The 25587-nt window shown below is 34.1% G+C and carries 21 protein-coding genes; 15 read left to right on the top strand and 6 right to left on the bottom strand.

The annotated features are described in order from the left end of the window. Positions 1 to 3 precede the first annotated feature (3 nt). Together accC and ACWGOQ_RS09900 are read right to left on the bottom strand one after the other, a co-directional pair. On the bottom strand, positions 4 to 1446 hold the full coding sequence (gene accC / locus ACWGOQ_RS09905) for an acetyl-CoA carboxylase biotin carboxylase subunit (RefSeq protein ID WP_452058359.1): 1443 nt from the start codon (positions 1444 to 1446) through the stop codon (positions 4 to 6). Positions 1447 to 1501: 55 nt separating this feature from the next. After that, positions 1502 to 1987: an acyl-CoA carboxylase biotin carboxyl carrier protein subunit gene (locus ACWGOQ_RS09900; protein ID WP_452058360.1), complete on the bottom strand. Its 486-nt coding sequence runs from the start codon at positions 1985 to 1987 to the stop codon at positions 1502 to 1504. 165 nt (positions 1988 to 2152) lie between these two features. On the opposite strand from ACWGOQ_RS09900, the gene ACWGOQ_RS09895 reads away from it, so the two are divergent. Next, on the top strand, positions 2153 to 2752 hold the full coding sequence (locus ACWGOQ_RS09895; protein WP_452058361.1) for a LysE family translocator: 600 nt from the start codon (positions 2153 to 2155) through the stop codon (positions 2750 to 2752). Between the two features lie 57 nt (positions 2753 to 2809). After that, entirely contained in the window at positions 2810 to 3310 is a 501-nt protein-coding gene (locus ACWGOQ_RS09890; protein WP_452058362.1) for a DUF1761 domain-containing protein, read from the top strand. A gap of 48 nt (positions 3311 to 3358) precedes the next feature. Here ACWGOQ_RS09890 and ACWGOQ_RS09885 read toward each other — a convergent pair whose 3' ends face one another. Continuing rightward, a complete protein-coding gene (locus ACWGOQ_RS09885) occupies positions 3359 to 4372 on the bottom strand; it encodes a metal-dependent hydrolase (protein WP_452058363.1) in 1014 nt (337 codons plus the stop codon). A gap of 2 nt (positions 4373 to 4374) precedes the next feature. Continuing rightward, positions 4375 to 5613, bottom strand: coding sequence for a hypothetical protein (locus ACWGOQ_RS09880; RefSeq protein ID WP_452058364.1), 1239 nt, complete (start codon positions 5611 to 5613; stop codon positions 4375 to 4377). 218 nt (positions 5614 to 5831) lie between these two features. On the opposite strand from ACWGOQ_RS09880, the gene ACWGOQ_RS09875 reads away from it, so the two are divergent. The 4 genes from ACWGOQ_RS09875 to ACWGOQ_RS09860 all read left to right on the top strand — a co-directional run bounded on the left by ACWGOQ_RS09875 (position 5832) and on the right by ACWGOQ_RS09860 (position 11644). Beyond that, a complete protein-coding gene (locus ACWGOQ_RS09875; RefSeq protein WP_452058365.1) occupies positions 5832 to 6257 on the top strand; it encodes a response regulator in 426 nt (141 codons plus the stop codon). A gap of 321 nt (positions 6258 to 6578) precedes the next feature. Next, a complete protein-coding gene (locus tag ACWGOQ_RS09870; RefSeq protein ID WP_452058366.1) occupies positions 6579 to 6995 on the top strand; it encodes a response regulator in 417 nt (138 codons plus the stop codon). Between the two features lie 117 nt (positions 6996 to 7112). Then, positions 7113 to 9812 carry a TonB-dependent receptor gene (locus ACWGOQ_RS09865; RefSeq protein ID WP_452058367.1) on the top strand — a complete coding sequence of 900 codons (2700 nt, stop codon included), beginning with the start codon at positions 7113 to 7115 and terminating at the stop codon, positions 9810 to 9812. Beyond that, complete coding sequence (locus ACWGOQ_RS09860) at positions 9809 to 11644, top strand: YfiR/HmsC family protein (RefSeq protein WP_452058368.1); 1836 nt, start codon at positions 9809 to 9811, stop codon at positions 11642 to 11644. The genes ACWGOQ_RS09865 and ACWGOQ_RS09860 overlap by 4 nt, the downstream gene beginning before the upstream one ends. A gap of 64 nt (positions 11645 to 11708) precedes the next feature. Here the strand turns inward: ACWGOQ_RS09860 and ACWGOQ_RS09855 are convergent, their stop codons facing one another. Beyond that, entirely contained in the window at positions 11709 to 11930 is a 222-nt protein-coding gene (locus tag ACWGOQ_RS09855; protein WP_452058369.1) for a hypothetical protein, read from the bottom strand. 871 nt (positions 11931 to 12801) lie between these two features. Between ACWGOQ_RS09855 and ACWGOQ_RS09850 the strand changes: the two genes are divergently transcribed. From ACWGOQ_RS09850 to ACWGOQ_RS09810, 9 genes are all read left to right on the top strand, one after another. Beyond that, positions 12802 to 14442, top strand: a complete 1641-nt coding sequence (locus ACWGOQ_RS09850; protein WP_452058370.1) for a TldD/PmbA family protein — start codon at positions 12802 to 12804, stop codon at positions 14440 to 14442. 29 nt (positions 14443 to 14471) lie between these two features. Continuing rightward, complete coding sequence (locus ACWGOQ_RS09845) at positions 14472 to 15788, top strand: TldD/PmbA family protein (protein ID WP_452058371.1); 1317 nt, start codon at positions 14472 to 14474, stop codon at positions 15786 to 15788. A 211-nt stretch (positions 15789 to 15999) separates the two neighbouring features. Further along, on the top strand, positions 16000 to 16620 hold the full coding sequence (locus ACWGOQ_RS09840) for a DUF4159 domain-containing protein (RefSeq protein WP_452058372.1): 621 nt from the start codon (positions 16000 to 16002) through the stop codon (positions 16618 to 16620). Between the two features lie 14 nt (positions 16621 to 16634). Further along, on the top strand, positions 16635 to 17636 hold the full coding sequence (locus ACWGOQ_RS09835) for an AAA family ATPase (protein WP_452058373.1): 1002 nt from the start codon (positions 16635 to 16637) through the stop codon (positions 17634 to 17636). Positions 17637 to 17670: 34 nt separating this feature from the next. Beyond that, a complete protein-coding gene (locus tag ACWGOQ_RS09830) occupies positions 17671 to 18567 on the top strand; it encodes a DUF58 domain-containing protein (protein WP_452058374.1) in 897 nt (298 codons plus the stop codon). 1 nt (position 18568) lies between these two features. Beyond that, positions 18569 to 19867, top strand: a complete 1299-nt coding sequence (locus ACWGOQ_RS09825; RefSeq protein WP_452058375.1) for a BatA domain-containing protein — start codon at positions 18569 to 18571, stop codon at positions 19865 to 19867. Continuing rightward, on the top strand, positions 19867 to 22089 hold the full coding sequence (locus tag ACWGOQ_RS09820) for a tryptophan-rich sensory protein (RefSeq protein WP_452058376.1): 2223 nt from the start codon (positions 19867 to 19869) through the stop codon (positions 22087 to 22089). Before ACWGOQ_RS09825 ends, ACWGOQ_RS09820 begins: the two co-directional genes overlap by 1 nt. Next, positions 22082 to 23842: a hypothetical protein gene (locus ACWGOQ_RS09815; protein ID WP_452058377.1), complete on the top strand. Its 1761-nt coding sequence runs from the start codon at positions 22082 to 22084 to the stop codon at positions 23840 to 23842. The genes ACWGOQ_RS09820 and ACWGOQ_RS09815 overlap by 8 nt, the downstream gene beginning before the upstream one ends. 240 nt (positions 23843 to 24082) lie before the next feature. Beyond that, complete coding sequence (locus ACWGOQ_RS09810) at positions 24083 to 25282, top strand: serine hydrolase domain-containing protein (protein ID WP_452058378.1); 1200 nt, start codon at positions 24083 to 24085, stop codon at positions 25280 to 25282. Between the two features lie 98 nt (positions 25283 to 25380). Here the strand turns inward: ACWGOQ_RS09810 and ACWGOQ_RS09805 are convergent. Further along, a partial coding sequence (locus ACWGOQ_RS09805) for a hypothetical protein (RefSeq protein ID WP_458202690.1) occupies positions 25381 to 25587 on the bottom strand: 207 nt, incomplete at its 5' end.

Raw genomic sequence — 25587 nt, 5'->3', positions numbered from 1 at the left:
ATGTTAGTATGTTGGTAATCGTAATTGTTGTTGGTCTTCCTTATATTTTTTTAGAGCAACTAATGCTGCAATTTTAGCTTCCTCTTCCATCTTAGACTTCAATACCTCTGGGGTATAATGTTTTTTTACAAAATGAGTGTCAAAATCACCTGTTCTGAAAGCTTCGTGTTTACATACAAACTTTCCAAATGACAAAGTGGTCTGTACACCTTCTACTATATAATTATCAATGGCTTTGATCATAAGCTGGATGGCTTCTTCTCGGGTGCTCCCATAGGTAATCAATTTGGAAAGCATGGGGTCATAATAAATCGGAATGTCCATACCTTCTTCAAAACCATTATCAACTCGTATTCTTTTACCAGAAGGTATTTTATAAATATCTAGGTGACCTACGCTAGGTAGGAAATTATTTAATGGATCTTCTGCATAGACTCTTAGTTCTAGTGCATGTCCTTTAATTTTTAAGTCTTCTTGCTTTATAGGTAGTTTTTCTCCTCGAGCCACTTGTATTTGAAGGGCTACTAGGTCAGTGTCGGTAATTAATTCAGTTACCGGATGTTCTACTTGCAAGCGAGTGTTCATTTCTAGAAAGTAGAAATTATGATTTTCATCTAATAAAAACTCCACGGTGCCTGCACCTACATAATCACAAGCTTTGGCAACTTTTACTGCTGCTTCACCCATTTCGGATCGTAAGGATGGAGTTAAAACAGAAGAAGGAGCTTCTTCTACTACTTTTTGATGTCTTCGTTGTACACTACATTCTCTTTCGAACAAATGTATCACGTTTCCATGAGTGTCTGCCAGTACCTGAATTTCAATATGTCTGGGAGAGGCTATATATTTCTCAATAAATACAGATCCATCTCCAAAAGCAGATACAGCTTCGCTAATGGCACGTTGCATTTGTGATTCCAGATCACTTTCTTTCTCTACGACGCGCATTCCTTTTCCACCACCACCAGCAGAGGCTTTTATCAAAATAGGAAAGCCAATATCATTCGCGATTTTTTTAGCTTTAACAACATCTGTAATGGCTTGATCTATACCTGGAACCATTGGAATGTCGTATGCTTTAACCGCTTCTTTTGCCGCTAATTTACTACCCATCACCCGTATCGCTTTGGATTTTGGTCCTATAAATACGAGATTATTTTTTTCAACTTCTTCAGCAAAATCGGCATTCTCACTTAAAAAGCCATAACCTGGATGAATGGCATCTACATTTAATTGCTTTGCAACGTCAATAATTTTCGACCCTAACAAATACGATTCATTAGAAGGTGCTTCACCAATACAGACTGCTTGATTAGCAAATTTTACGTGAGGGGCATTTCGATCTATAGTAGAGTAAATAGCAACGGTTTTAATCCCCATTTTATGAGCAGTTTTCATAACCCGAATGGCAATTTCACCTCTGTTGGCAACTAATATTTTTTTCATAGTATTAGGAACTTATGATATGTATTTATGTATTCAATTTATCGGATTCGGAATCTTATTCAAATTCAATTAATAGCTTCCCTTTATCCACTGGGTCTCCTTTAGTAACAGCTATTGATTTAATAATTCCTTCTCTGGGGGAAGTAATGATGTTTTCCATTTTCATAGCTTCTAGTACTAATAAATAATCGTCCTCTTTTACTGTTTGGCCCACTTTTACTTGAATGTCAATGATGAGCCCTGGCATTGGAGATTTAATTGAGTTTACTTGTTTTGCAGCTCCAATAGAAAAACCCATTTCCGAAATCATCATATCCAAAGGGTTTGATATCTCAATTTCGTAAGTGTTAGCATTAACTTTTACAGTATATTTCTTGTTATTAAAATCGGATTTCACAATCTCTGTATGATACGATTGATTATCCTGCAGTATGTGGAATTTAGAATTAGAAGTGTTAATAATGTCTGTTTTTGAAATATCGCCATCCGATATGGTAGCTTCAATGTCATTATTAACCTTTACTTTATATGGTATACTCATAAGTAAAATATTCAATTGATGGTTAAATATAGGTATTTAAAATTGTCGTTAATAGTTGTTATGAAGAATTTAATATTCGTTGATTTAAAATAATATTATAAAATAAAAACTCATTATAGCTATATTTACAGACCTAACAAGGTTGTTCAATATTACATATAATAAATGTCATTTATAGAAGGTTTTGGTATTGGATTAGCAATGATCATTTTCGTTGGACCTGTTTTTTTTCTATTGCTAAACAGTAGTCTGCAATATGGAATAAAATCTGGCATTTCTGTTGCTTTGGGAATTATTGTAAGTGATATTCTCTGTGTCTTATTGTGTTATTATGGGTTTTCTTCGGTTTTAATAGTTCCATATAACCAATTTTGGATAGGGATTTTAGGAAGCTGTATTCTCTTGGGATTAGGAGTTTATTATCTATTTAAAGAAGCAAGTATTACTCAAAATGTGCCTGGTTCCTCAAAAAAATGGAGTGCTTTTTTTATTAAAGGTTTTGCGGTTAATTTTTTCAATCCTTTTGTGTTTGTTGTTTGGATCGGTGTGTTTCAATATGGCCAACAAAAGTTTCATGATACATCATCACTTATACTATTTTTAATGGCAGTACTTATTGCTATATTAAGTACGGATATTCTAAAAGTATTTCTTTCAAATAAGCTTAAGAGCTTCATATCAGCGTATGGACTTAATATCTTCTTTAAGATCACCGGGGTGCTACTATTGGTTTTTTCAGTTCGTTTGGCCTATTCGGTTTGGTAAGAATGTTTGAAATTCATTTTCGCTATATTTGAGTAACAACTTTAAAAACAAACCAATATGGAGTTTAATTTTTTAATTACCGCAGCGGCAGCATTCATCCCTCTTTTTTTGGGATTCATATGGTATAGCCCAAAGGTATTTGGAACAGCCTGGATGAACGCTTGTGGATTTACTGCAGAGGATTTAAAAGGAGGGAATATGATCGTTATTTTTATTCTTAGTTATGTGTTTAGTTTATTTCTGGCAATTTTTCTAACTACTTATGTAATTCATCAATTTGGTCTTTTCCAAACTTTGATGAATGATCCTGATCTTATGATTGAAGGTACTGAGACCTACCAATATGCTCAAGACTTTATGGCAAAATACGGAAATAACTTTAGAACCTTTAAGCACGGTGCCTTACACGGTACTATGGCAGGGTTATTTGCAGCGCTTCCTATATTAGGAACCAATGCAATGTTTGAAAGAAAAGGCATTAAATATGTCGTGATTAATGTAGGATATTGGACGGTATGTCTTGCGTTAATGGGAGGAGTAATTTGTGAATTTACCTAAAAGAACATAATAAATCATAAAAAAGGATTCTAGAATTAGAATCCTTTTTTATGATTTATTTCCTAAGACTCTTTCGTATAACTTTTTGAGCATAGGAATAGCATCTTTAACTACACGTTCTCGCTCTTTAGCCTTTAAATTTCCATACGTATCATAGTACAACTCATAGCTGAACACAAAACGATTGATAGTATCTCCCAGTCCCAATTGACCAAATCTAAGATCATTAAAATAAGTTTTATCATTATGTTTTTCAATAGTATACCAACCTTTAGTTAACTTGATAAGACGTGGAATCAATGGATCATCTTTTAAATCCCCTAGTAAATGGTGATTCTTAGGAAACTCCGTAAAAACAATAATGTCCGGTTCATCAAGATAGGAGTAATAGCCAATTAGAAAGGAGTCGTCAGTTTCTATATTGGCAGTCCATAAAATGCTATTAAGTGGAGTAGGGCGGGTTTGTATGTCATTATATCGTAAGTGCTGATTCTCTAGATTGATCATAAAATTAGCTTTTGCACCTTGTTGAAGAAAAAGTGTGATCAACAGGTAGGTACAACTGCAGTATAATCCGAGATTGTTAAATATGTTTCTTTTTGGGTTCGTTCGTTTATAGAACATGGTAATAATGAGAAAAACCAAAAAAGGGACAGTGTATAAAGGATCCACTACGAAAATATTGTTATAAGCCACCCTGTAGTCTAAAGGCCAAAATAATTGGGTTCCCCAGGTTGTAAAAGCATCGAGAAGTGGATGTGTGAAAAGTCCCAGAAACATCAACTTTGTCCAATCCTTCCAATCAGCTTCTTTATTTTTGTAAAGTCTGGCAACTAACCATCCCAGAATTGGAGCCATCACGAAGCTAAACAGTATAGAATGCGAAAATCCTCGGTGTAGTTCATTAGCAGTAACATTATCGAAAAAGAAATTTGCTATCACATCGAGATCCGGAATCGTACCAGCAATAGCCCCCCACAATATAGCCTTATTACCTACTTTTTTTCCTATAGCAGCTTCGCCTACAGCTGCTCCCAGAACAATTTGGGTTAACGAATCCATAACTAACTTATTAGCTGAAGTTTAAAAGGGTTTCTTACTTCGTATTCACTAGGCGAAATCAATTCTACTAAGGGTTTTAATAAGGTATTGGATATCGCATTACCATGACGAACATATAGTTTCATTTCAACAGGTTTGGCACCTACACAGCTTTTAATAATCTCCGCAGTTCTCCCTAATCTTAACTCATCAACTTTTTCAGTAACAGCTAGATCAACATAGTCATATAACATTCTTTGATAAATCGCGTGCGATTTATTAAAAGTGTAGTCAATCCCAATGTGATTTGCCTCCACCACATTATTTAATATAAAAGAAGTTGTAAAACCTACTAATTTAGTATCCAGAAAATAGGCTTTAAAAATAAACGATTCCCTCAGTACGCTTTTTAAATTTTTAAACGTTATAGCATTTAATTTACCTATTTTGAAATCCGCTTTGTCCAGAACTGAAAGGTATAAAATATTAATATCCTCCTTATAGTTACCAATGTCTTGAGTAGTGAAATTTTTAATGGTTAGCGCTGCGGATTTTTTGAAAACTTTTTTAGCTCTGCTTCTAAACTTGGTTTTCATGCGATCTAGATAATCTTCAAAATTATTCCAGTTAGGGTCAATTTGCAATACCATATTAACATCAACTCTGAATTCTCTAAAATCTTGTTTTTTGATATGATCACTATGATCAAAAGATGTTGGCCAGAATTCTTTCAATAAAATAAAAGAAGGTTTATCTGACTTTTCCATTTTTCTAATTTCTCGTAAAGCACGAGATAAATTTTCAAAAGCACTTTTAGAGTGGACTCTTTTAGAATATAGAAAACCGTGTTCTCCGCACGAAAATAAATTTCCGCATACTAAAACCCTTATATCCGTGCTTTTCATAAATGTATTTTTGATAGCATCACTTATTCTGCACGGAAATTCCTGAAATTTTAAATCTTCTGTATTGAATTTAATAAGTTGGGTGATCGCAATAGCTACCGGTTCAGCTTGGTCATAAAATACGATATAACGAAATTCAATGGTTTCTGATAAGGTGCTCTCCAGTGTGCGTAGATAACGTAATGTAAAAAAAAGATTGTTCTCATGATTAATCTGATTCCAATCGTTTGATGGAATAATATCAGTTGCGGTATATATTGAATAACGTAATGTGGTGGTTTTGCACCCGTTTTTTATTTTTTCAAGCATAAATCCCTTACCAATGTTATGAACAAATAACTGTCTGGCTAGTTCCAAAAGTACATTTATTTTTAATAGTAGTCTGTTAAACGGTTATCAATTTTATATACAACCGATCTTTAAAAGTTAAATACCATAATTTTATTATGGCAAAACATGATTTGTTATTTTGTCGTTTAAATCAGGTTTTTGAACGAAAACTACTTTGAAAAGTCTGATTTTATGGTGCCTATGTCAAATAAGTTTAGTTTTTTTGAATGTAATTGGAAAACGTTATGGAGAAATCAATCCCCTGTGTCTTATTAATCGACGATGATAAGGCCACAAATTTCTTTAATCAAAGAGTAGTAACCCGACACAATAGTTTTGATTATGTTAATACGGTGCAGAGTGGGAAAGCTGCGTTAGAATATCTCGCTAATGTAAAGAAGCAAACTGCAATAAAACCAGATCTTATTTTTCTGGATATTAATATGCCGGCGATGAACGGTTGGGAGTTTTTGGTGGAGTTTTCTAAATTAGATGAACGTACTACTAAAGGAATAAAAGTAATTTTACTGTCGACCTCTTCAAACCCTGATGACGTTAATCAATCCATTAAAAATCACTCAGTCGATGATTTTATTAACAAACCATTATCACTGGATTTACTAGATGGTGTTTTGGAAAAACATTTTTCAAAAAGTATAGTTATTAAATAATTTTTTTGGAAGTTCGTTAAAATATTATTTGATAAGGTGTAGAGTATATTGATTTTGTTAAATTTTTAGATATGATTAGATATTACTTTTTTGTTTTACTAAACATTAAACACTTTATCGTTTGTTTTTGCGTTTAATCGGTAATGCTATAAGTAACTTTTATGTATTCTAAAGAGAAATGTTCTAAGGTTTTATTATTGCCGAGATTTTTGAAAGAAAGTTAATTTGTAAAAAACGAAAGTTTATCTTTTAAATCATCATAACCGGAGGGAGTATCATAAGGTAAAGCAGTTGAAACCGTTTCTTGTTTAATTATTTAATATGGAAAAAATAAAACAAATTCTATTAGTAGATGATAGTACGGCTACTAATTTCTTTAATAAAACCATTGTTAATAAAACAAAATGTGCACAAGATATTTTAGTGGCAGAAAATGGAAAAGAAGCACTACAAATTATAAATTCTGGTGATATTCCAGAAATTATTTTTCTGGATATCAATATGCCGGTAATGAATGGATGGGAATTTTTATCAGAACTTCGAAAGTTTAATGATCAACTTTTAAAAACAGTCGTTGTCTTAATGATTGGAGCTACTCTAAGTCCCGAAGAAGAAAAATTAGCATACAGTTTTCCCTATGTAAAAGAATTTAAAGAGAAAATGCTAACTACAGAAATCGTTAAAGGAATCGTAGAAAAATATTTTCAGGAAGAATGCGAGCCTTTTCAACAGAGATAATAGGGTTTAATGATGACAAGTATAATAAAAAAAAGCTGGTCAATATTATTCTTAAAACAAAGATTCTTTTTGTATTATGATTTATCTTGTCCTAGATATAAACTCCATATTTTTAGAATGCAGTATACCTATTTTTTTGCTGTAATTTTTTGTTGTTTTACACAAATTAATTTTTCTCAGTCCCGGGCCACAATTTCTGGTAATGTTTCCGATCAATTTGGTAGTTTACCTGGCGCAATGATAAGTATAGAAGGATTAAGCCAAAATACAACAACAGATGTAAATGGTAATTATATACTAAATGTTGAGGAAGGGGAATATGTAATAACAGCAGGGTTTGTTATGTATAACTCTATTTCTAAGACAATATTGGTTAAAGTAGGAGAAACTGCGCAGGTAGATTTTTTATTGGAAACGGGATTCTCTATGGATCAACCCATATCAATAGGTTCTAGAGCAAAACCAAGATCTCTTCTCAAAACTACAGCTCCTGTAGACATTATATCTCCACAAGAAATTACGAACTCACCTCAGATAGAATTAAGTCAAATTTTGCACTATCTAGTGCCATCTTTTCATGCTACACATCAAACCATTGCGGATGGTACGGATCATATTGATCCTGCCACTTTAAGAGGTCTTGGACCCGATCAGGTGTTGGTTTTAGTGAATGGAAAAAGAAGACATAACAGTTCTTTGCTTAATGTAAATGGAACTGTAGGAAGAGGTACGGTTGGTACTGATTTTAATGCAATACCCATCGCCTCTATTGAACGTATAGAAATATTAAGAGATGGTGCCACTTCTCAATATGGATCTGATGCTATTGCTGGTGTAATTAATATTATACTAAAAAAGCAAACCGAAGTTATTCGTGTAGATAACCGAGTAGGTATCACAACTGAAGGAGATGGGATTACTACGTATTCTGCTGCTAATTTTGGCTTAAAAATTGGGAAAAAGGGGTTTATTAATGTTACCGCAGAATATAGGGACAGAGAATCCGTAAACAGAGCTGGCAATTATTCCGGAACTGTTTACACAGATGACGTGTTAGAAGACGAACAGTTGATCGAAGAAAACAATTTTTTTAATCAAACAGGTTACTCCGGACGTAGAGTGATGGAAATTGGAAGCGCCGAAACGCAGAATCTCGCTCTGGCAATCAATGGAGAAATTAAAATGTCTGATAACGCTACTTTTTATTTGCAAGGAGGAAGAAACTACAGAGAAGGTATGGCCGCTGGGTTTTATAGGTTTCCCAAAGATCAGGATAGAGTAGTGCCAGAATTGTTTCCTAATGGTTTTTCACCACAGATATTAACTGATATTCAGGACGATGTTATTGCGGGTGGAATCAAGGGAATAAAAAATGGATGGAACGTAGATTTCAGTCACACTATTGGCGCTAATAGTTTAGACTATACGGTTAATAACTCTAATAACGCTTCACTTGGTGCAGCTTCTCCAAGAACTTTTTATGCAGGTGGGTTTAAATATCAACAAAACACTACCAATCTAGATCTTTCTAAAACATTTGATTGGCTTAAAGGGGTTAATATCGCTTTTGGTGCAGAACTTAGAGTAGAAAACTATCAAATTATTGCCGGAGAAGAAGCGTCTTTTGTAGACGGCGGCAGCACCTATTTCAATGAGTCAGGAGATGAGCTTCCAAGAGCAGCAGGAGCACAAGTGTTTCCAGGTTTTCAACCAGAAAATGAACTAAACCGTTTTAGAACCAATAGTTCTGCATATTTAGATATAGAGACCAATATTACAGAGAAACTCTTAGTAAAAGCAGCAGCAAGGTACGAAGCATATAATGACTTTGGTGGTCAGGCTATCTGGAAACTTTCCAGTAGATATAGAATTAATGATAATATTAGTGTTAGAACTGGATTTTCTACAGGCTTTAGAGCACCTTCTTTACATCAGGTTTTTTTTCAGAACATAAGTACACAGTTTATTAATGGAGAAAGTGTTCAGGTAGGAACCTTTAATAACGAGAGTGCTATAGCCACAGAAGCATTTCAGATTAATAAACTAACGCCTGAATTATCCAGACATTTTAGTGCAGGTCTAAGTGGAAAAGTAAATGAAAATTTTACATTTACTTTTGATTATTACCTAATCAATATAGATGACAGGATCGTGCTTTCTGGTCAATTCGCTGAAGGCTATGAGGCTATTCTGGAGCCTTTTGGTGTTGGGGCAGCACAATTTTTTACAAATGCTATAGATTCCAGAACATCGGGTGCAGATGTTGGTGTTGTTTACAAAACTACATTGGGTACAGGTAAGTTGGATGCTTCTTTAGGAGCTAATTTCACAGATACGAAAGTAAGAGGACGAATTAAAGTATCTCCCTCTCTCATTGGGCAGGAAGATGTTTTATTTAACCGGGAGGAAATTGCACGAGTAGAATCTGCTCAACCTAATTATAAAATGAATTCTCAGGTGTCTTATGAATTTAGTAAATTTCGTTTGCAGCTGGTGAATACATTTTTTGGTGCTGTAAAGTTTATGCATCCAGATGATGGAGATCAGTCAAATTGGGTGTTAAATGAATTTACTGGTATCATTGAATCCAGAGATCAAAGATTTTCTCCTAAAATGACGACAGACCTCTCTATCTCATATCAGTTTAGTGATTATGTTAGATGTACTTTTGGAGGGAATAATATTTTTGATGTATATCCCGACCAACATAAACATTCTGCGAACACGAATAATGGCAATTTTCTCTATAGTAGAAGAGTACAACAGTTCGGAGTTCATGGAGCTAATTATTATTTTCGATTACTGCTAAGATTATGATGAATAGCTACCATAAAACACTACATTTTTTATTGTTCAATATGCTCAGATTATCGGTTGTATTTATTTTCTTTTTTCTTTTTGGATCCCTAGATGCAAAGGGGCAAAGTATAAATAATGAAGAGGTTAAAAGAGTACAGCGTACTATATTCATTTATAACTTTGCGCAACAGTTAGGATGGCCAGAAATGGACGAAATAGAGATATTTAAGATTGGTGTTTTGGGGCCAGATCGAACAATTTTAGACCTGAAATCAATGGCGCAGAAACGAACAATTTTTGGAAAACCTATTGAAATTATCCGCTTTCAGTCAGTAAAAAACGTAAAAGATGTTCAGCTATTATATGTCAACTACAAATTTAACTACGATATACATTATATTCTGAATAAAATTGCCAATAAAAATACGCTCCTGGTTACCGAAAATTATAATTATAATGTTTCTATGATTAACATGGTCAATGTTGGTAATTCATTTGAGTATGAAATCAATGAAAAACGTATAAGAGATGAAGATTTTCAGATTGCTCCTTCGCTAAAGCAATACGCTATTACGTCTGCCCAAAAATGGAAAAACTTGTTCAAATCTACAGAAGATTCTTTAGAAAAAATGTTGGATGAAAATGAACAACAAAAAGCTATTATTAAAGACAAAGAAGAACAAATTAAAAAACAAGAAGAGAAGATTGTTATTCAAGAAAAAGCTATTGATACCAGTGAAAAATATATTAATGAGCGGAATAAATGGATCGAAGAATTATCTAATGAAAGTGTAATACAAGAAAAAAGATATGAAGAAAAACTTCTGATTGAGAAAGAATTAGAGAAAAATATCCGGGATCAGGTTACATTTATTAAAAATCAGGATAAAAGTATCAAAGCAAGTACGGAAAAAATTAAAAAACAACAAGAGTATTTGAGCCAGCAAAATAATCAAATTAAAAAACAACAAACCATACTCGGAGAACAACTTTCTGAAATTGAGGACCAAAGAAAAATAAACTGGTCTTTAATTGCACTGATCATTATTGTGATAACGACAGGTATTTTTATATATAGAAATTATCTTAATAAGAAGCAATTAAATACTGTATTGCAACAAAAAAATAAAGAAATACACGAGCAATCCTTAGTATTGGAATCTAAAAATAAAGAGTTGGAGCAGTTTGCATATATCGCTAGTCACGATTTGCAAGAACCACTAAATACGATCTCTAGTTTTATAGGTTTAATATCTGAAGACTATGGAGATAGTTTTGATGAGGTAGGAAAAGAAAGTCTGAATTTTATTAAAGATGCCAGTATCCGAATGAAAAAACTCATTGACTCTCTATTAGAATATTCTAGACTCGGAAGAACAAAAGAATTTTCTAAAGTGGATATGAATCTTGTTTTAAAAGAATTAAAAGGCGATTTTAAAAATATTTTGGAAAGAACGAATGCTTCTATATATTCCAACGATTTACCTGCGGTTAACGGAAATGAAATTGAGTTACGACTTTTACTACAAAATCTAGTAAGCAATGGCATTAAATTTATGGAAGAAAATACCATTCCCCAAATTCATATTGCAGCAACTTTTAGAGAAGGTAAAGAAGCAGCAAATCCATTTTGGGAATTTTCAGTAAAAGATAATGGTATTGGAATCCCAGATATTCATAAGGATAGAATATTTGCTATTTTCCAAAGATTGCATTCCAGAGAAAAATATCAGGGTACAGGGATAGGTTTAGCGCATTGTAAGAAAATTGTAGAATCTCACGGAGGCCAAATTTGGTTGGAATCAGAAGAAGGAAAAGGAACAACCTTTTATTTCACAATTCCTGAATAGAAGATCATGTTTATTGGTCTATTATTTTCAATAAACACGATTAAATATGTAATGCATTTAATTTTTATACTTCAGGTCTACCCTTTAATCTTTTTTCTATCTTTTGTTTCTTGGCTGTAATGCTCTTCATCATCTCCATAATCTCAGGATCCTTGTTTTGTTTGTAGATTTCATTAAGGCTCAAAACTAGATCCTTGGCCTCTCTAGATGCTTCAACTCTATCACTAGTGGACATATTGCTCATACTTCTGCCCTCAAACTCACGTGCTTTCTCCATTAATTCCATAACTCAATAATTTATTATAAAAGTAAAAATGTTAATCATGACCATTATTTAAAAAAAGTATGAATCATAGTCTTAATTTAACAGTTTTGGGGTAAATATATAAAAAAAAATAGCATATATCCCAGCTTACCTATGACATAAGTTGATGCAGACATAAATGTTAATGATGCCAGCTTAAAATAATCAGAATTCTTTTTCCGAAATCATAGCATTACTTCAGTTTTTTAACTAATATATTATAATGTTTTGTCTCATTTCAATTTTTGATTCGAAATAAAAATCCAATTAAAATTATCAAAAAAATAAAGAAGTACCCTTCAATATTCAAACCAATAGCAATAATTATTACTGTAGACAAAAGAATTATTAAGTAGATTTTATTATTTCCGGGTATCACCAACTTATATAAATTATAAAATGACGAAAACAACCTAATTTATAAGTTGTGTATTGCCATGATATATTTCATAACTGTTAGATATTACTGTTTTTGAGTATTTGATAAAATACACCTTGAAAAGTTTAACAAAAATTTAAGCAAAGGTGGTTTTTGTGGATTTTTGGCATAGTTTTGTGTGTTTTTTTGAGAATTTTTTATTTTGAAAATTGTATTTAATAGTTTGTATATCAGTTATTTAAAAAAGAGTGTTTGTGTTTTTGTTGATGCGGAATCTATCACTTCAAATTACCTGAAATGGATTAAATAGTATATGGTGCTTTAATTTAATTTTTCTACTTTTAAAGCTAACGGAAGTTAGTCTTGTAACAAAACTTTAGGATTATGGTCAAGTATATTATAAACTAAAGCAATTATTGCAAGATAAAGTTCATCAGACTTATTTTATTATTCACTCAATCAAAAAAGAGGTTTATGAAACGCAGAGATTTTATTCAATACACAGGATTAGGTGCAGGAGCCTTAATGATGCCCTCACTACTTCTGGGAAATGACATATCCGCAGAAGCACTGCTTCAGCCGGGAATGGATGTAGCCATTAAGAAAAAAATGGCAGATGTCGCACTGAATACGGCAAAATCATTAGGTGCAACGTACGCAGATGCTAGAATAGGAAGGTATCTAAATCAATATGTATTTACTAGAGAAGACAAAGTTCAGAATGTAGTGAATACAGAATCATTTGGTATAGGTATTCGGGTAATTGTTAACGGTACATGGGGATTTGCATCAACAAATAGTGTTACCGAAGACGGAATCAAAAAAGCAACAGATCAAGCTGTAGCAATAGCGAAGGCAAATTCTAAGATTCAAAAAGAAGAAGTAAAACTAGCTCCTGTAAAATCCCACGGAGAAGTTACCTGGAAAACCCCGATTAAAAAGGATTTTAAAGATGTTCCGGTTTCAGAAAAAGTGGATTTACTGCTTTCTGCAAATGCCGCTGCCATAAATAACGGTGCAAACTATGTAAACTCAGGACTTTTTATGGTTAATGAGCAAAAATATTTTGCTTCTACGGATGGATCATATATTGATCAAGATGTACATCGTATTTGGCCAACATTTACAGTAACGGCTATTGACAAGGGTACTGGGAAATTTAAATCCCGACAGGCAATGAGTGCTCCAATGGGCATGGGATATGAATATATGGATGGATTAGCTTCAGAGAAATTAAAAGGTCCTGAAGGATTAAATTTATATAGGAATAGTTACGATATCGTAGAAGATGCTACTATTGCCGCTAAACAAGCAAAAGCGAGACTGACTGCAAAATCGGTAGAAGCTGGGAAATATGATTTAGTATTAGAACCCAATCATTTAGGATTGACCATCCACGAATCTGTAGGACATCCATTAGAACTGGATAGAGTTTTAGGGTATGAAGCTAATTATGCAGGAACAAGTTTTGCAACTCTGGATAAATGGAAATCCAAAGATTTTAAATATGGTAGTGATATCGTAAATCTCGTAGCCGATAAAACACAAGTCGGTTCTCTAGGAGCTGTAGGGTATGATGATGAAGGAGTAAAAACTAAGAAATGGGATTTAGTTCGAAATGGTATACTGACTAATTATCAGGCAATACGAGATCAGGTTCACATGATTGATCAAAATGAATCTCACGGTTGTTGTTATTCTCAAAGTTGGAATGATGTACAGTTCCAACGTATGCCTAATGTATCATTAGAGCCAGGTAAAGAAAAGTACGCAATCGATGATATGATCAAGGATGTCGAAAAAGGAATTTACATAGCAGGTAGAGGTTCTTATTCTATTGATCAACAGCGATACAATTTCCAATTTGGTGGAACTGTATTTTACGAAATAAAAAATGGGAAAATTGTAGGTATGCTGGATGATGTGGCGTATCAGTCCAATACACAAGAGTTCTGGAATTCTTGTGCAAAGATATGTGACAAAGATGATTACCGAATGTTCGGATCATTCTTTGACGGTAAAGGACAGCCTTCGCAAGTAAGTGCTGTATCTCATGGAAGTTCTACCACGCGTTTTAACGGCGTAAATGTGATCAACACAGGTAGAAAAATTTAAATCACAGTCTTATTACAAATAAAAATATCATGGCAATATATACTAAAGAAGAAGCAAAGCAGATTATGGAAAAGGCATTGAGCTTTTCTACTGCTGATGCTTGTGAAATAAATTTAAGCGGAAGCGAAAGTGGTAATATCCGCTACGCAAGAAATACAGTATCTACAGCGGGACACCGTTCTAATCAAACATTGGTAGTACAATCAAGTTTTGGAAAGAAATCCGGTACTGCTACTATTGATGAATTCGATGATGAATCATTAAAAAAAGTAGTAAAGAGAGCCGAAGAGCTGGCAAAACTATCTCCAGAGAATCCAGAATTCATGGAGCCTTTGGGACCACAGAAATACGATGCTTCTATTACGTACTCGGATACCACGGCAAATATTACACCAGAATATCGTGCCGAAGTTGCTAATAGTAGTATTGAACCAGCAGCAGCAAAAGATGTAACTGCAGCGGGATTTTTTAACGATTCATCCGGATTTAGTGCAATGCTTAACTCTAATGGTTTGTTTGCTTATAATAAAGCAACCAATGCTAGTTTTACCGTTACGATGAGAAGTAATGATGGAACCGGATCAGGTTGGGTGACCAGAGATTATAACGATGTATCGAAGTTTGATGCTGCAGAGGCATCCAAAATAGCGATAGACAAGGCAGTTATGTCCAAAGAAGCAAAAGCGATAGAACCTGGGAAATATACAGTAATCCTAGAACCTGCAGCTTCTGTTGGTCTGTTAGGTAATATGGCTTATGCATTTAATGCACGTACAGCAGATGAAGGAAGAAGCTTTATGTCTAAAGAAGGTGGCGGAACCAAAAAAGGAGAGAAGATAGTAGACGAAAGAGTTAATATATGGTCTGACCCTCTTAACCCCGAAGTACCTACCGGAACGTGGAATGGAGCTGGACAGTCTTTAAAAAAGATTAATTGGATTGAAAATGGAGTTGTAAAAAACTTGGCATATAGTCGTTTTTGGGCAAAAGAGAAAGGGGTTGACCCTATTCCGTTTCCTAATGGGTTTATTATGCAAGGTGGAGATGCTTCCTTAGATGATCTTATTAAAGGAACTAAAAAAGGTATTTTAGTGACCCGTTTATGGTATATTCGAAGCGTAGACCCACAAACACTTTTATATACAGGACTTACTAGAGATGGTACATTTTATATAGAGAATGGAAAAATAAAGCACCCTGTTAAAAATTTCAGATTTAATGAAAGTCCGATTATTATGTTAAACAACTTGGAGACCTTGGGCAAACAAGTTCGTATTGATGGTAATCTGGTGCCTTATATGAAAATAAGAGACTTTACTTTTACAAGTTTATCAGATGCCGTTTAAATAAGTGATAATAACGCTTCTTTAAAGTTTTATTTCTTGTCATTTCGAGCAGAGTTGAGAAATATGCCTGCGTTTTTAAGGTGTTTTGGCTTCGCTCGAAATGATAACTTATGGTGTTTAGATACTTTAAAATCCTTTTTTTTCTAATATTTTACCGTAGTCGAATATCCGAAAAAGGGATGGATTTAATTTTAAGTTTAACAACATTGCATTGAGTAATAAATTTTTCTTTACACGATTACAATACGAATCGGGAGATTGGGATGTAGATCAAAGAATGCCTTCTAATTTATTAAATTCCCTTGTAGAATATACTACGCTAAAAGTGGATACACAGGAAAAAATTATTCCGTTAGCTAGTGATGAGATTTTCAAAAGTCCATTTTGTTATATCTCTGGTCATAAGCTAGTGCAGTTTACTAAAAAGGAAAGAGAGAATTTTAAGAAATACGTGAATAATGGTGGTTTTGTGTTTGCAGACGATTGTAATCATGATATTGACGGATTATTTTCTAAATCATTTGTGCGTCAAATGGAAGATATTTTTGGACCACAAGCATTAAATAAGATTCCAAATACCCATGAGATTTATAACATATTCTTTGAGTTTGAAGACGGTCCGCCAACTACTTCTCAAGAACTCAACGGATGGGGTGATGATATTGTGCATGACTATTTAAAAGCAATCGAAGTTAACGGTAGGATAGGGGTTCTATTTAGCAACAAAGATTATGGTTGTGAGTGGGATTATGATTTTAGGAATAAACGATGGTATAAAATAGATAATACCCGTTTTGGTGTTAATATCGTGATGTACGCGTTAACATCATAAAAGATAGTACGAATATGGATAAAGAACTGGTAAATATAGAAGAAGAGGTAACGATTCTTACAGAGAAGCTTCAGAAGCTACGAAAAGAGATTGGTAAGGTGATTACAGGTCAGGAAGAAACTGTAGAACAGCTATTAATTACTTTTCTTGCGGGTGGTCACGCATTGTTGGAAGGGGTTCCTGGTTTGGCAAAAACATTGATGATCAGAACGCTGGCACAAGCTATTGACCTGAATTTTAAAAGAATACAGTTCACACCGGATTTGATGCCATCGGATATTATTGGAACCGAAATATTAGAAGAAGATTATAGTACGGGTAAAAAGTTCTTTAAATTTAATAAGGGACCTATCTTTTCGAACATCATACTGGCGGATGAGATTAATCGTACACCGCCCAAAACTCAGGCAGCATTGTTAGAAGCAATGCAGGAGTTTGAGGTTACGTATTCAGGAAAAACATACAAACTTGACAGACCATTTTTTATTCTGGCAACTCAAAACCCTATCGAGCAATCCGGAACATTTTCGCTTCCTGAAGCACAGCAAGATCGATTTTTATTGTATATAAAAATAGGATATCCCACCGAATCAGAAGAGACTACGATTCTTAAAAATACTACTGGGATAAAGAAAACAACGTTGAATAAAGTAATATCAGGAGAAGATATTCTAAGGTTACAATATCTCGTTAGAGAAGTTCCGATTAGTGATGAATTGATCGCCTATGTTAGTAAAATTATAAGGGCTACAAGACCCGAAACAACAACCGATACCTACGTTAAAGAATGGGTGAATTGGGGCGCTGGTCCTCGTGCGGGTCAGGCAATGATTTTAACAGCCAAAGCTCGTGCTTTAGCCAAAGGACGTCTGTCGGTAACATTAGATGATATAGAACACGTTGCAATTCCGGTATTGCGTCACAGAGTTATCATAAATTTTAGGGCAGAATCAGAAGGCATCACTTCTGATGATGTTACTCGACATTTATTGAAAGCTGTTGAGGTTGGAAGGTAAAAAACAAGTAAGTAGGTAAATTAAATGAATCTAGGTGAGACAAGATTATCACGAATTACTAAAACCTGAACTTGTAAAAAGTGTATCAGGATTATCGCTCATTGCGCGAGTGATTGTGGATGGATATTTGTCGGGGTTACATCATAGTCATCACGTAGGTTCTGGAATGGAGTTTAACCAATTCCGCAATTATGAACCTGGAGATGATTTGAGGTTACTTGATTGGAAAATGTTGGCCAGATCTGGTAGGTATTACATCAAACAATCTGAAGTAGAAACAAATATTTCGATAAAATTTATTCTGGATGCCAGCAAATCTATGCTTCACGAAGAAAATGGACTTTCTAAAATGGATTATGCTAGAATACTCGTTGCTTCTTTAGGATATTTATCCCAAAATCAAGGAGATGCTATTGGCCTTTTTGCATTAAATGAACATCAATTGTATAATTTGTATCCCAAAATTCAGAAGCAACATTATAACCGGTTTTTACTGGAACTTACCAATATTGAAAACAAAGGGAAATGGCCAGAAAACCCAGATGCATCTAAAAGCTTGCACGATCGCAATCATAAAGAAATGATTTTTTTTGTAACGGATCTGTATGAACACAATACGGAACTAAGTACGTTTATGAAACGGCTTAAGACTCCTAAAAATGAGGTTGTAGTATTACACGTTATGGGTAAGAATGAATTGGAATTCAATTATAAAGGAACGGTAACATTTGAGGATCTAGAAACAGGAGCAAAGCTTAAAATAGACGCCAAAATGGCGAAAAAAAAGTACTTGATCGCCCTGGAAGAGATGATGAAGAATACAAAAAACACACTCTTAGCTAATAATATTAGTTACCATATGTTCAAAATACACGAGCATATAGGAGAAGCATTACAGGTGTTCATCAAGAAACGAAATAAACTAATTTGATATGTTTTTTCTAAACCCTACATATCTATGGGCGTTTTTAGGACTTTTGATTCCTTTAGCGATACATTTTTGGAGCAAGAAGGAAGGAAAAACAATCAAGGTGGGTAGTACAAAATTATTGAGTGAGTCTGATTCGAAACAATCAAGAAGTATTCAGTTAAACGAGTTTTTTCTGCTCATACTTAGAATGGCATTGATAAGCCTGCTTGTCCTGATCATTTCTGAGGGACATATAAAAAAGAAAGCTACTACGATACCTATAATTTATGTGGTAGAACCTTCACTAATTCAGGATGAAAGAGTACTTGCTATTCTTGATACTTTGGAAATAGGAGAATCATTAAGACTTTTACAACCAGGTTTACCTGAGTTTGATAAAGATCCTTTAGGTATACAAAGTGTAACAACTCCCAATTATTGGCAATTAGTCAAAGAAATGGAAACGTTACAAACCGATAGTGTTGTTGTTTTTACCAAGGCATTGATAAATGGAATTAAAGGGCGTAGACCAGGTACTTATAAGCATATAACCTGGATACCTGTAGAATCAGAAGAATCGATCACAAAGAATATCAAAGCCACTAAAAAGAAAGATTCGCTGCACTTAATAGCTATGACCAGTAATCGTGATCAATTGTTTTTTAAGAAAGAATTAATTCCAATTGATGATAACAGATTTAAGTTCACTACTACAAAGGATAGTGTAATTTTTCCGTTAAACGGAAAAGAGGAAATGATTGAATTCTCTAAAGAGATACCTACAAAAGTATTACTGCATTATCAAGATAGTCTGATTGGTCAAAAAAAATATATAGAAGCTTCCTTAAGAGCGATATCTAAATATCTAGACCGGCAAATTACTATAGAAGTCGATAAGGAATTGGATGGTGTAGATCTTTCGGCATTTGATTTAGTGGTTTGGTTATCCATAGCTAAAATCCCTAATACAGGATCAAAACTTTTAGTATATCAACCTGATGATCTCGCAAATACTATTATTGAAGAAGGATCTTCGAGTAGGATTTTTTACCTTACCGAGGCACTGAATACAACCAAGAGTGTTGATAGAAATCTCTCAGAACAACTTTTAAAACTATTTGATTTTCATCAAGATATTGAAGCTAAAGTTCAGGCGTATGATAAGCGAACGATCGCGGTGTCAGAATTAAGACCGCTAGCTGTTGATCAAGTAGTTACTAAAAAACAGGTTGAGCGTATTGCTATTTCTAAATGGCTTTGGTTCATTTTTGGGGTGATGTTAGTGATCGAACGTAGCATAGCAAAATTGAGAAAACAATAATGAGGACAGGACTAGACATATTAGCTGGATTCAGAAGACGATGGCAGTTGATGCTTTGGTTAGAAGTTATATTGTATGCATTAGGACCAGCAATTCTTACTTATCTCATATCTTTTAAACTATTTTGGGCCTTGATAGTACTTATGGTTATTGGAGGCATCCTACTTTTTTTTATCAAACCTTGGAGACATAATCTGGAAAACGTAGCCAGTTATGTAGACCTTCATCTTGAAGAGACAGAATATAGTACAGGTCTGTTATTGGTTTCTGAAGAAAAATTATCAAATCTTGCGAGAATACAACAACACAGGATTACAAATAAGCTTTTCGAAAAACTAAAAACAGTAAAACCTCCTCATCATTTGTTAAGAGGGATCATAGTGCTTACTATATTTGTGTTGATAGGCTTTGTAACCCATAAGTATGAACTATTACATAGAATGTCAGGGTCACAGCAACCAAACATAACTCCACAAGAGATTGTTTTTAAACCTACAGACACTACTTCTACTAAAATTCAACCACCCAAGTTGATACATCAGCAAGTAGCTATTAGATATCCAAAATATACACAAATGGCTTCTGTCGAAACTTCTAAAATGGATATAAAAGCAGTAGAAGGATCTCAAGTATCTTGGAAAATCAAGTTTGATAAGGAGATCAAAAGTGTGACGATGGAAAGTATAGGAAATAGCTACCCTATGAAACTGGTGGACGGATCTTATACTGGAGGATCAATGCTCACAAGTGCAGGTTTTTATAATTTCAAATTTGTGGATATGCAAGCCAAAACCTACGTGTCCGAATTGTATGCAATTGAGGTAATAAAAGATAAGAGTCCGGTAGTAGAAATTAAAGGCATAAAGCAATTTACTTCCTTTACGGTAAATGAAGACAAAAAAGTGTCTTTTACAACGGCTATTACTGACGATTTTGGGATAGCTGATGCGTATATTATTGCTACCGTTAGTAAAGGATCCGGTGAATCTGTTAAGTTTAGAGAAGAGAAGTTAAACTTCAACAGTAAAATTGCCAAAGGAAGTAAGAAGATGAGTTTGTCCAAAAAGATCGATCTGGATCAAATGAATATGGAACCAGGTGATGAGCTTTATTTTTATGTAGAAGCATTGGACCGTAAACGACCAAAACCTAATACATCCCGAAGTGAAACATATTTTGCAGTGATAAAAGATACAGTTTCTGATACTTTTGCAGTAGAAGGTACAATGGGAGTGGACCTGATGCCAGATTATTTTAGAAGTCAGCGGCAGTTAATTATTGATACAGAAAAACTTCTGAAAGACAAACCAAAACTAACTGTAAAGGAGTATAAGTTTAAGAGTAATGAGTTAGGTTTTGATCAAAAGGTATTGCGTCTTAAGTATGCAGAGTTTATGGGCGATGAATCAGAATTTGGAGGCACAGCAGAAGGAGGTGTAGAAAATCCGGAACTAGAACAAGATGATCATCAGGGTGAAAACCACGATGAAGAAGACCCCTTGGCAAAGTACACACACAAACACGATAGCGAAAATGAACACAATCTGGTAGCAGAGAAGGAGTCTAAAGAAGATCCATTAGAGGAATACCTGCACAATCACGAAGATCCGGAAGAGTCTACACTTTTTACACAATCATTAAAAAGCAAATTACGACAGGCGTTAAATGAAATGTGGGATGCAGAATTGTATTTACGATTATATACTCCAGAAAAATCGTTGCCGTATCAGTACAGAGCTTTAAAACTGATTCAGGAAATTAAAAATAGTGCGCGTATCTATGTACACCGTATCGGATTTGATCCTCCACCCATTAAGGAAGATAAACGACTTACAGGGGAAACAAGTAAGGTGTCGAGCTATAGAAAAGAGGAAGCATTAGAAGAGGAGGACGTTTATATTGCTGTACGTCACACGGTAAAAAGATTGGAAGTGTTGATAGCAGATAAGGGGTATATAACAGAAGAAGACAAACTGCTTTTTAAACAAGCAGGAAATGAATTAGCGGCAAAAGCTATTGAAAATCCAGGAGAATATTTACAAACCTTGCAGCAATTAAAGTGGATTTCTGAAGATGTAGACGTACCTTCTGACGCGTTGGTTGCATTACAAAAAGGATTGCTTATTGCCCTTCCTGAGTTAAAACCGAATGCCGTTAAAAAGGAACAGCAAACAAGCAAAATCAATGAATTATTATTAAATGAGCTAGAAATTAATGATTAGGAATATCACTTTTTTACATACTAATTGGATCGTGTATCTAAGTATTGGATCGATGATCATATGGTTTCTATTTGTTTGGAAGGAATGGAGGCACGTCGGTACGCCAAGATTTTGGATAAATATTACCATAGCCTTTCTTGCCATAGGGTGTCTAGTATTGATTGCTCTAAAACCCGCTCGATCGATACTTAGTAAAAAAACAAAAGTAGCCATACTGACCAGTGGGTATGATAGCAAACAGTTAGATAGTTTAAAAAAAGCTCATAAACCATTACAAACATTTCCATATAAGGCCAACCGGCCTATTCTTAGCAATATCAATACATCAGACTCCGTTTTTTTGCTTGGACACGGTATTGAACCTTTTGATTTTTGGCAACTAGCAAATTATAAAATACACTATCTAAAAGGCAATACACCTTCAGGAATCGTTAGGTTTACGTATGATTACAAAAAAACAGTAGGAGAACAGTTTCGATTTCGGGGATTGTATAATACACCCAAAAAAGGAAATCAACTGATACTGCAAGGACCGGGTGGGAATAGTTTAGATTCTATTATGATGGTATCAGGTATCGAACAATCATTTCAGTTATCAGCCTCCCTGAAATCAGCTGGTAGGTACACCTTCTCATTGTTAGAAAAGGATTCTTTGGGTACGATACTTTCTCGTAACCCAATTCCTATAATCGCAAAGAATCGTACCAGTTTAAAAATTTTACTGGTGAATAGTTTTCCAACTTTTGAAACCAAATACCTGAAAAACTATCTCGCCGAAATGGGACATCAGGTATTAGTGAAGAGCAGCATCACCAAAGGAAAATATAAGTTCGAGTATTTTAATATGGATCGAATACCAATGAGCACGTTTACCAAAGATAATTTAGAACCTTTTGATCTAGTGATATTGGATGCTGATACCCAAAAAAATCTGGGAGATCGCTCCAGAACGGCTCTAGAAAATGCTATTAGAGAAGATGGAGTAGGGCTTTTTATCCAACCGAATAATGATTTTTTTAGATCAGCAAAAGGTATCGTGGATGTTAGTTTTCTTAACCAAAAAAGTACAGAGACAACCTTATCAACTGAGCCAACCATTAAAATGTCTACCTATCCCTTTATTTTTAAAGATCAATTTCAGACTCAGGCAATACATAAAAATAATAGTAAACAAATCATTTCTGCATATCAGCATCTAGGTAAAGGCAGAGTAGGAACTACTACGTTAGAGCGTACATATGAGATATTACTAAAAGGCAATACAAGACAGTACCAGCAAATTTGGGCAGCATTAATCAGTAGGATCAGTAAGAAGAACGTTACAGATGTTAGTTGGAGAAATAATCAACGACTTGCGGTGAAAGATCAACCTTATCAATTTACGATGAGTACATCCATTACGGCACCAGAGGTACAAACGAAAGAAGGTTATCAAATAGCGATGCGACAAGATATTGACCTACCTACCATATGGATCGGTACAACCTACCCCAAGGAATTAGGCTGGAATACCATAACGGTATCACAAGACACCACGGCTGTTTTGGAGTATTTTGTGACGGATACAACAACATGGAAGTCCAGTAACAGGTACCAAAAAATCAAAAAAAACAGTAGATTTTTTTATAACAATGTGAGGGCTGAGACTGAACAGCGCTCACCTGTTGCACCGATCAACCCAATAGGATTATTTGTTTTTTTTCTGGTATGTATGGGATATTTATGGTTAGTACCCAAGTTAGGGAAGGAGTAAGTAACAATAGAGATCTTTTAGCCCGAACCCTTAATCACGTGTAAAAATAACAAAACCGTGTATTCATTTGGTTGGTTTTGTTTTATGGGAATTTTACGTTATTTTCAGCGCATAAAAATAAATTATAACTGTCGAATTAAACGTTTAATTCGACAGTTATAATTGAATACATATAGAATATAAAGGACATATATCCTTTATAACATTGTTACCAGCAAGCAAGACAATCCGTATATAGAAATGAAAAAAATAATTATAACGTTAATCTTAAATATTTTTGTTAATACAATTTATTGTCAGACTAATGATTCTACCTCAATAAAATTGACTGAAGAACTTGAAAAAATATACGCAAGAGAATATATTAATGGATTCTCTGTGGCTATTGTAAATCAAGATGGCATTCTATATGAAAAAGGGTTTGGATATTCTAACATTAAAACAAACAAGAAATACACTAATAATACAGTTCAAAACATTGCTTCTATTTCCAAAACTTTTATTGGCATTGCATTACTTAAAGCTCAAGAGCTTGAAAAACTTAACTTAGACGACCCTATAAACAAACACTTGCCATTCGAAGTAAGTAATCCACATTTCCCTAATGAACAAATTACAATACGACAATTGGCAACTCACACATCAAGTATTAAAGACCCTTCTAGATATGAGAAGAATGGATATGTTTTAAAAGAAGCAGAGAATAAGGAAGCTGAAGTAAATAGCAATTTTCGTTTACCTAATGAAAAAATGGTCCTAGATGAATTTTTAGAGAATATTTTAAGTGAAGATGGAAAATGGCATAAGAAAAATAATTTTTTAAAGACAAAGCCGGGAGCAATATTTGAGTATTCAAATGTTGCCGCAGGATTAGCCGCCTTGGTAATAGAAAAGGCAACCAATCAATCATTTAACGAATTTACCAACGAGCATATTCTTACACCTTTAGGAATGTCCAATTCTGGTTGGTCATTTACTGAAGTAGATTTTTCAAAACATTCTAAATTATACAAAGACAAAGAAACCGAATTAGCTTTTTATCAATTGGTTAATTATCCTGATGGTGGTTTAATTACTTCTTCTACTGATTTAGGGAAATACTTAACCGAACTAATCGCAGGTAATAATGGTAATGGTAGCATCTTAAATAAGCAAAGTTATGAGGAACTATTTAGACCACAATTGACTGATAAAAATTATAATGAAAGAAATGAAAGTGCTTATAATGACGAATATAATATGGGTGTTTTTATGGGTATTTCAGCGCAAGGACAAATAGGTCATACTGGTGGAGACCCAGGAGTCGCAACCCATATGTTTTTCAACACTGAAACTAAAATCGGAAAGCTTTTGATTGTCAATACCGACCTTAAAAAAGAAGGAATAAAGGAATTTATAGACATATGGAAAAAATTAGAAGAATATGAAACTAAATTATAAGCCAGCTGCTAACAATGGTAACCGTTGCACAAGCCTGTAATTCTTTAAAAAACGACGTATTCTAAGCCTTTTTAAGAAGGCTTTTTTTATACTGTTTGCTATCTAATTGAGATTTTTAAGAGCTTTATATCGATGCCAAAAAGAGTATAGAACGAAGTTTTTATAAATTCTGACAAAGTAAAGATAGCTGCTCCGCTTTTTACCTTTTTATGTATAAATTTCAGATATTTTTTTAAATTATAGGCAGTCGCTGAGAGGTGCATTACCTTGGTTGCCTGCTGTATTCCTATCGTGTTAATTTTTCG

The organism is Aquimarina ulvae, assembly GCF_053613295.3.
This window is presented reverse-complemented; position numbering and strand designations above follow the sequence as displayed.

What these genes read in the sequence shown, in the direction of transcription:
- accC (WP_452058359.1), bottom strand. Translation starts at nt 1,446, where the DNA reads ATGAAAAAAATATTAGTTGCCAACAGAGGTGAAATTGCCATTCGGGTT.
- ACWGOQ_RS09900 (WP_452058360.1), bottom strand. Translation starts at nt 1,987, where the DNA reads ATGAGTATACCATATAAAGTAAAGGTTAATAATGACATTGAAGCTACC.
- ACWGOQ_RS09895 (WP_452058361.1), top strand. Translation starts at nt 2,153, where the DNA reads ATGTCATTTATAGAAGGTTTTGGTATTGGATTAGCAATGATCATTTTC.
- ACWGOQ_RS09890 (WP_452058362.1), top strand. Translation starts at nt 2,810, where the DNA reads ATGGAGTTTAATTTTTTAATTACCGCAGCGGCAGCATTCATCCCTCTT.
- ACWGOQ_RS09885 (WP_452058363.1), bottom strand. Translation starts at nt 4,372, where the DNA reads ATGGATTCGTTAACCCAAATTGTTCTGGGAGCAGCTGTAGGCGAAGCT.
- ACWGOQ_RS09875 (WP_452058365.1), top strand. Translation starts at nt 5,832, where the DNA reads ATGGAGAAATCAATCCCCTGTGTCTTATTAATCGACGATGATAAGGCC.
- ACWGOQ_RS09870 (WP_452058366.1), top strand. Translation starts at nt 6,579, where the DNA reads ATGGAAAAAATAAAACAAATTCTATTAGTAGATGATAGTACGGCTACT.
- ACWGOQ_RS09865 (WP_452058367.1), top strand. Translation starts at nt 7,113, where the DNA reads ATGCAGTATACCTATTTTTTTGCTGTAATTTTTTGTTGTTTTACACAA.
- ACWGOQ_RS09860 (WP_452058368.1), top strand. Translation starts at nt 9,809, where the DNA reads ATGATGAATAGCTACCATAAAACACTACATTTTTTATTGTTCAATATG.
- ACWGOQ_RS09855 (WP_452058369.1), bottom strand. Translation starts at nt 11,930, where the DNA reads ATGGAATTAATGGAGAAAGCACGTGAGTTTGAGGGCAGAAGTATGAGC.
- ACWGOQ_RS09850 (WP_452058370.1), top strand. Translation starts at nt 12,802, where the DNA reads ATGAAACGCAGAGATTTTATTCAATACACAGGATTAGGTGCAGGAGCC.
- ACWGOQ_RS09845 (WP_452058371.1), top strand. Translation starts at nt 14,472, where the DNA reads ATGGCAATATATACTAAAGAAGAAGCAAAGCAGATTATGGAAAAGGCA.
- ACWGOQ_RS09835 (WP_452058373.1), top strand. Translation starts at nt 16,635, where the DNA reads ATGGATAAAGAACTGGTAAATATAGAAGAAGAGGTAACGATTCTTACA.
- ACWGOQ_RS09825 (WP_452058375.1), top strand. Translation starts at nt 18,569, where the DNA reads ATGTTTTTTCTAAACCCTACATATCTATGGGCGTTTTTAGGACTTTTG.
- ACWGOQ_RS09820 (WP_452058376.1), top strand. Translation starts at nt 19,867, where the DNA reads ATGAGGACAGGACTAGACATATTAGCTGGATTCAGAAGACGATGGCAG.
- ACWGOQ_RS09815 (WP_452058377.1), top strand. Translation starts at nt 22,082, where the DNA reads ATGATTAGGAATATCACTTTTTTACATACTAATTGGATCGTGTATCTA.
- ACWGOQ_RS09810 (WP_452058378.1), top strand. Translation starts at nt 24,083, where the DNA reads ATGAAAAAAATAATTATAACGTTAATCTTAAATATTTTTGTTAATACA.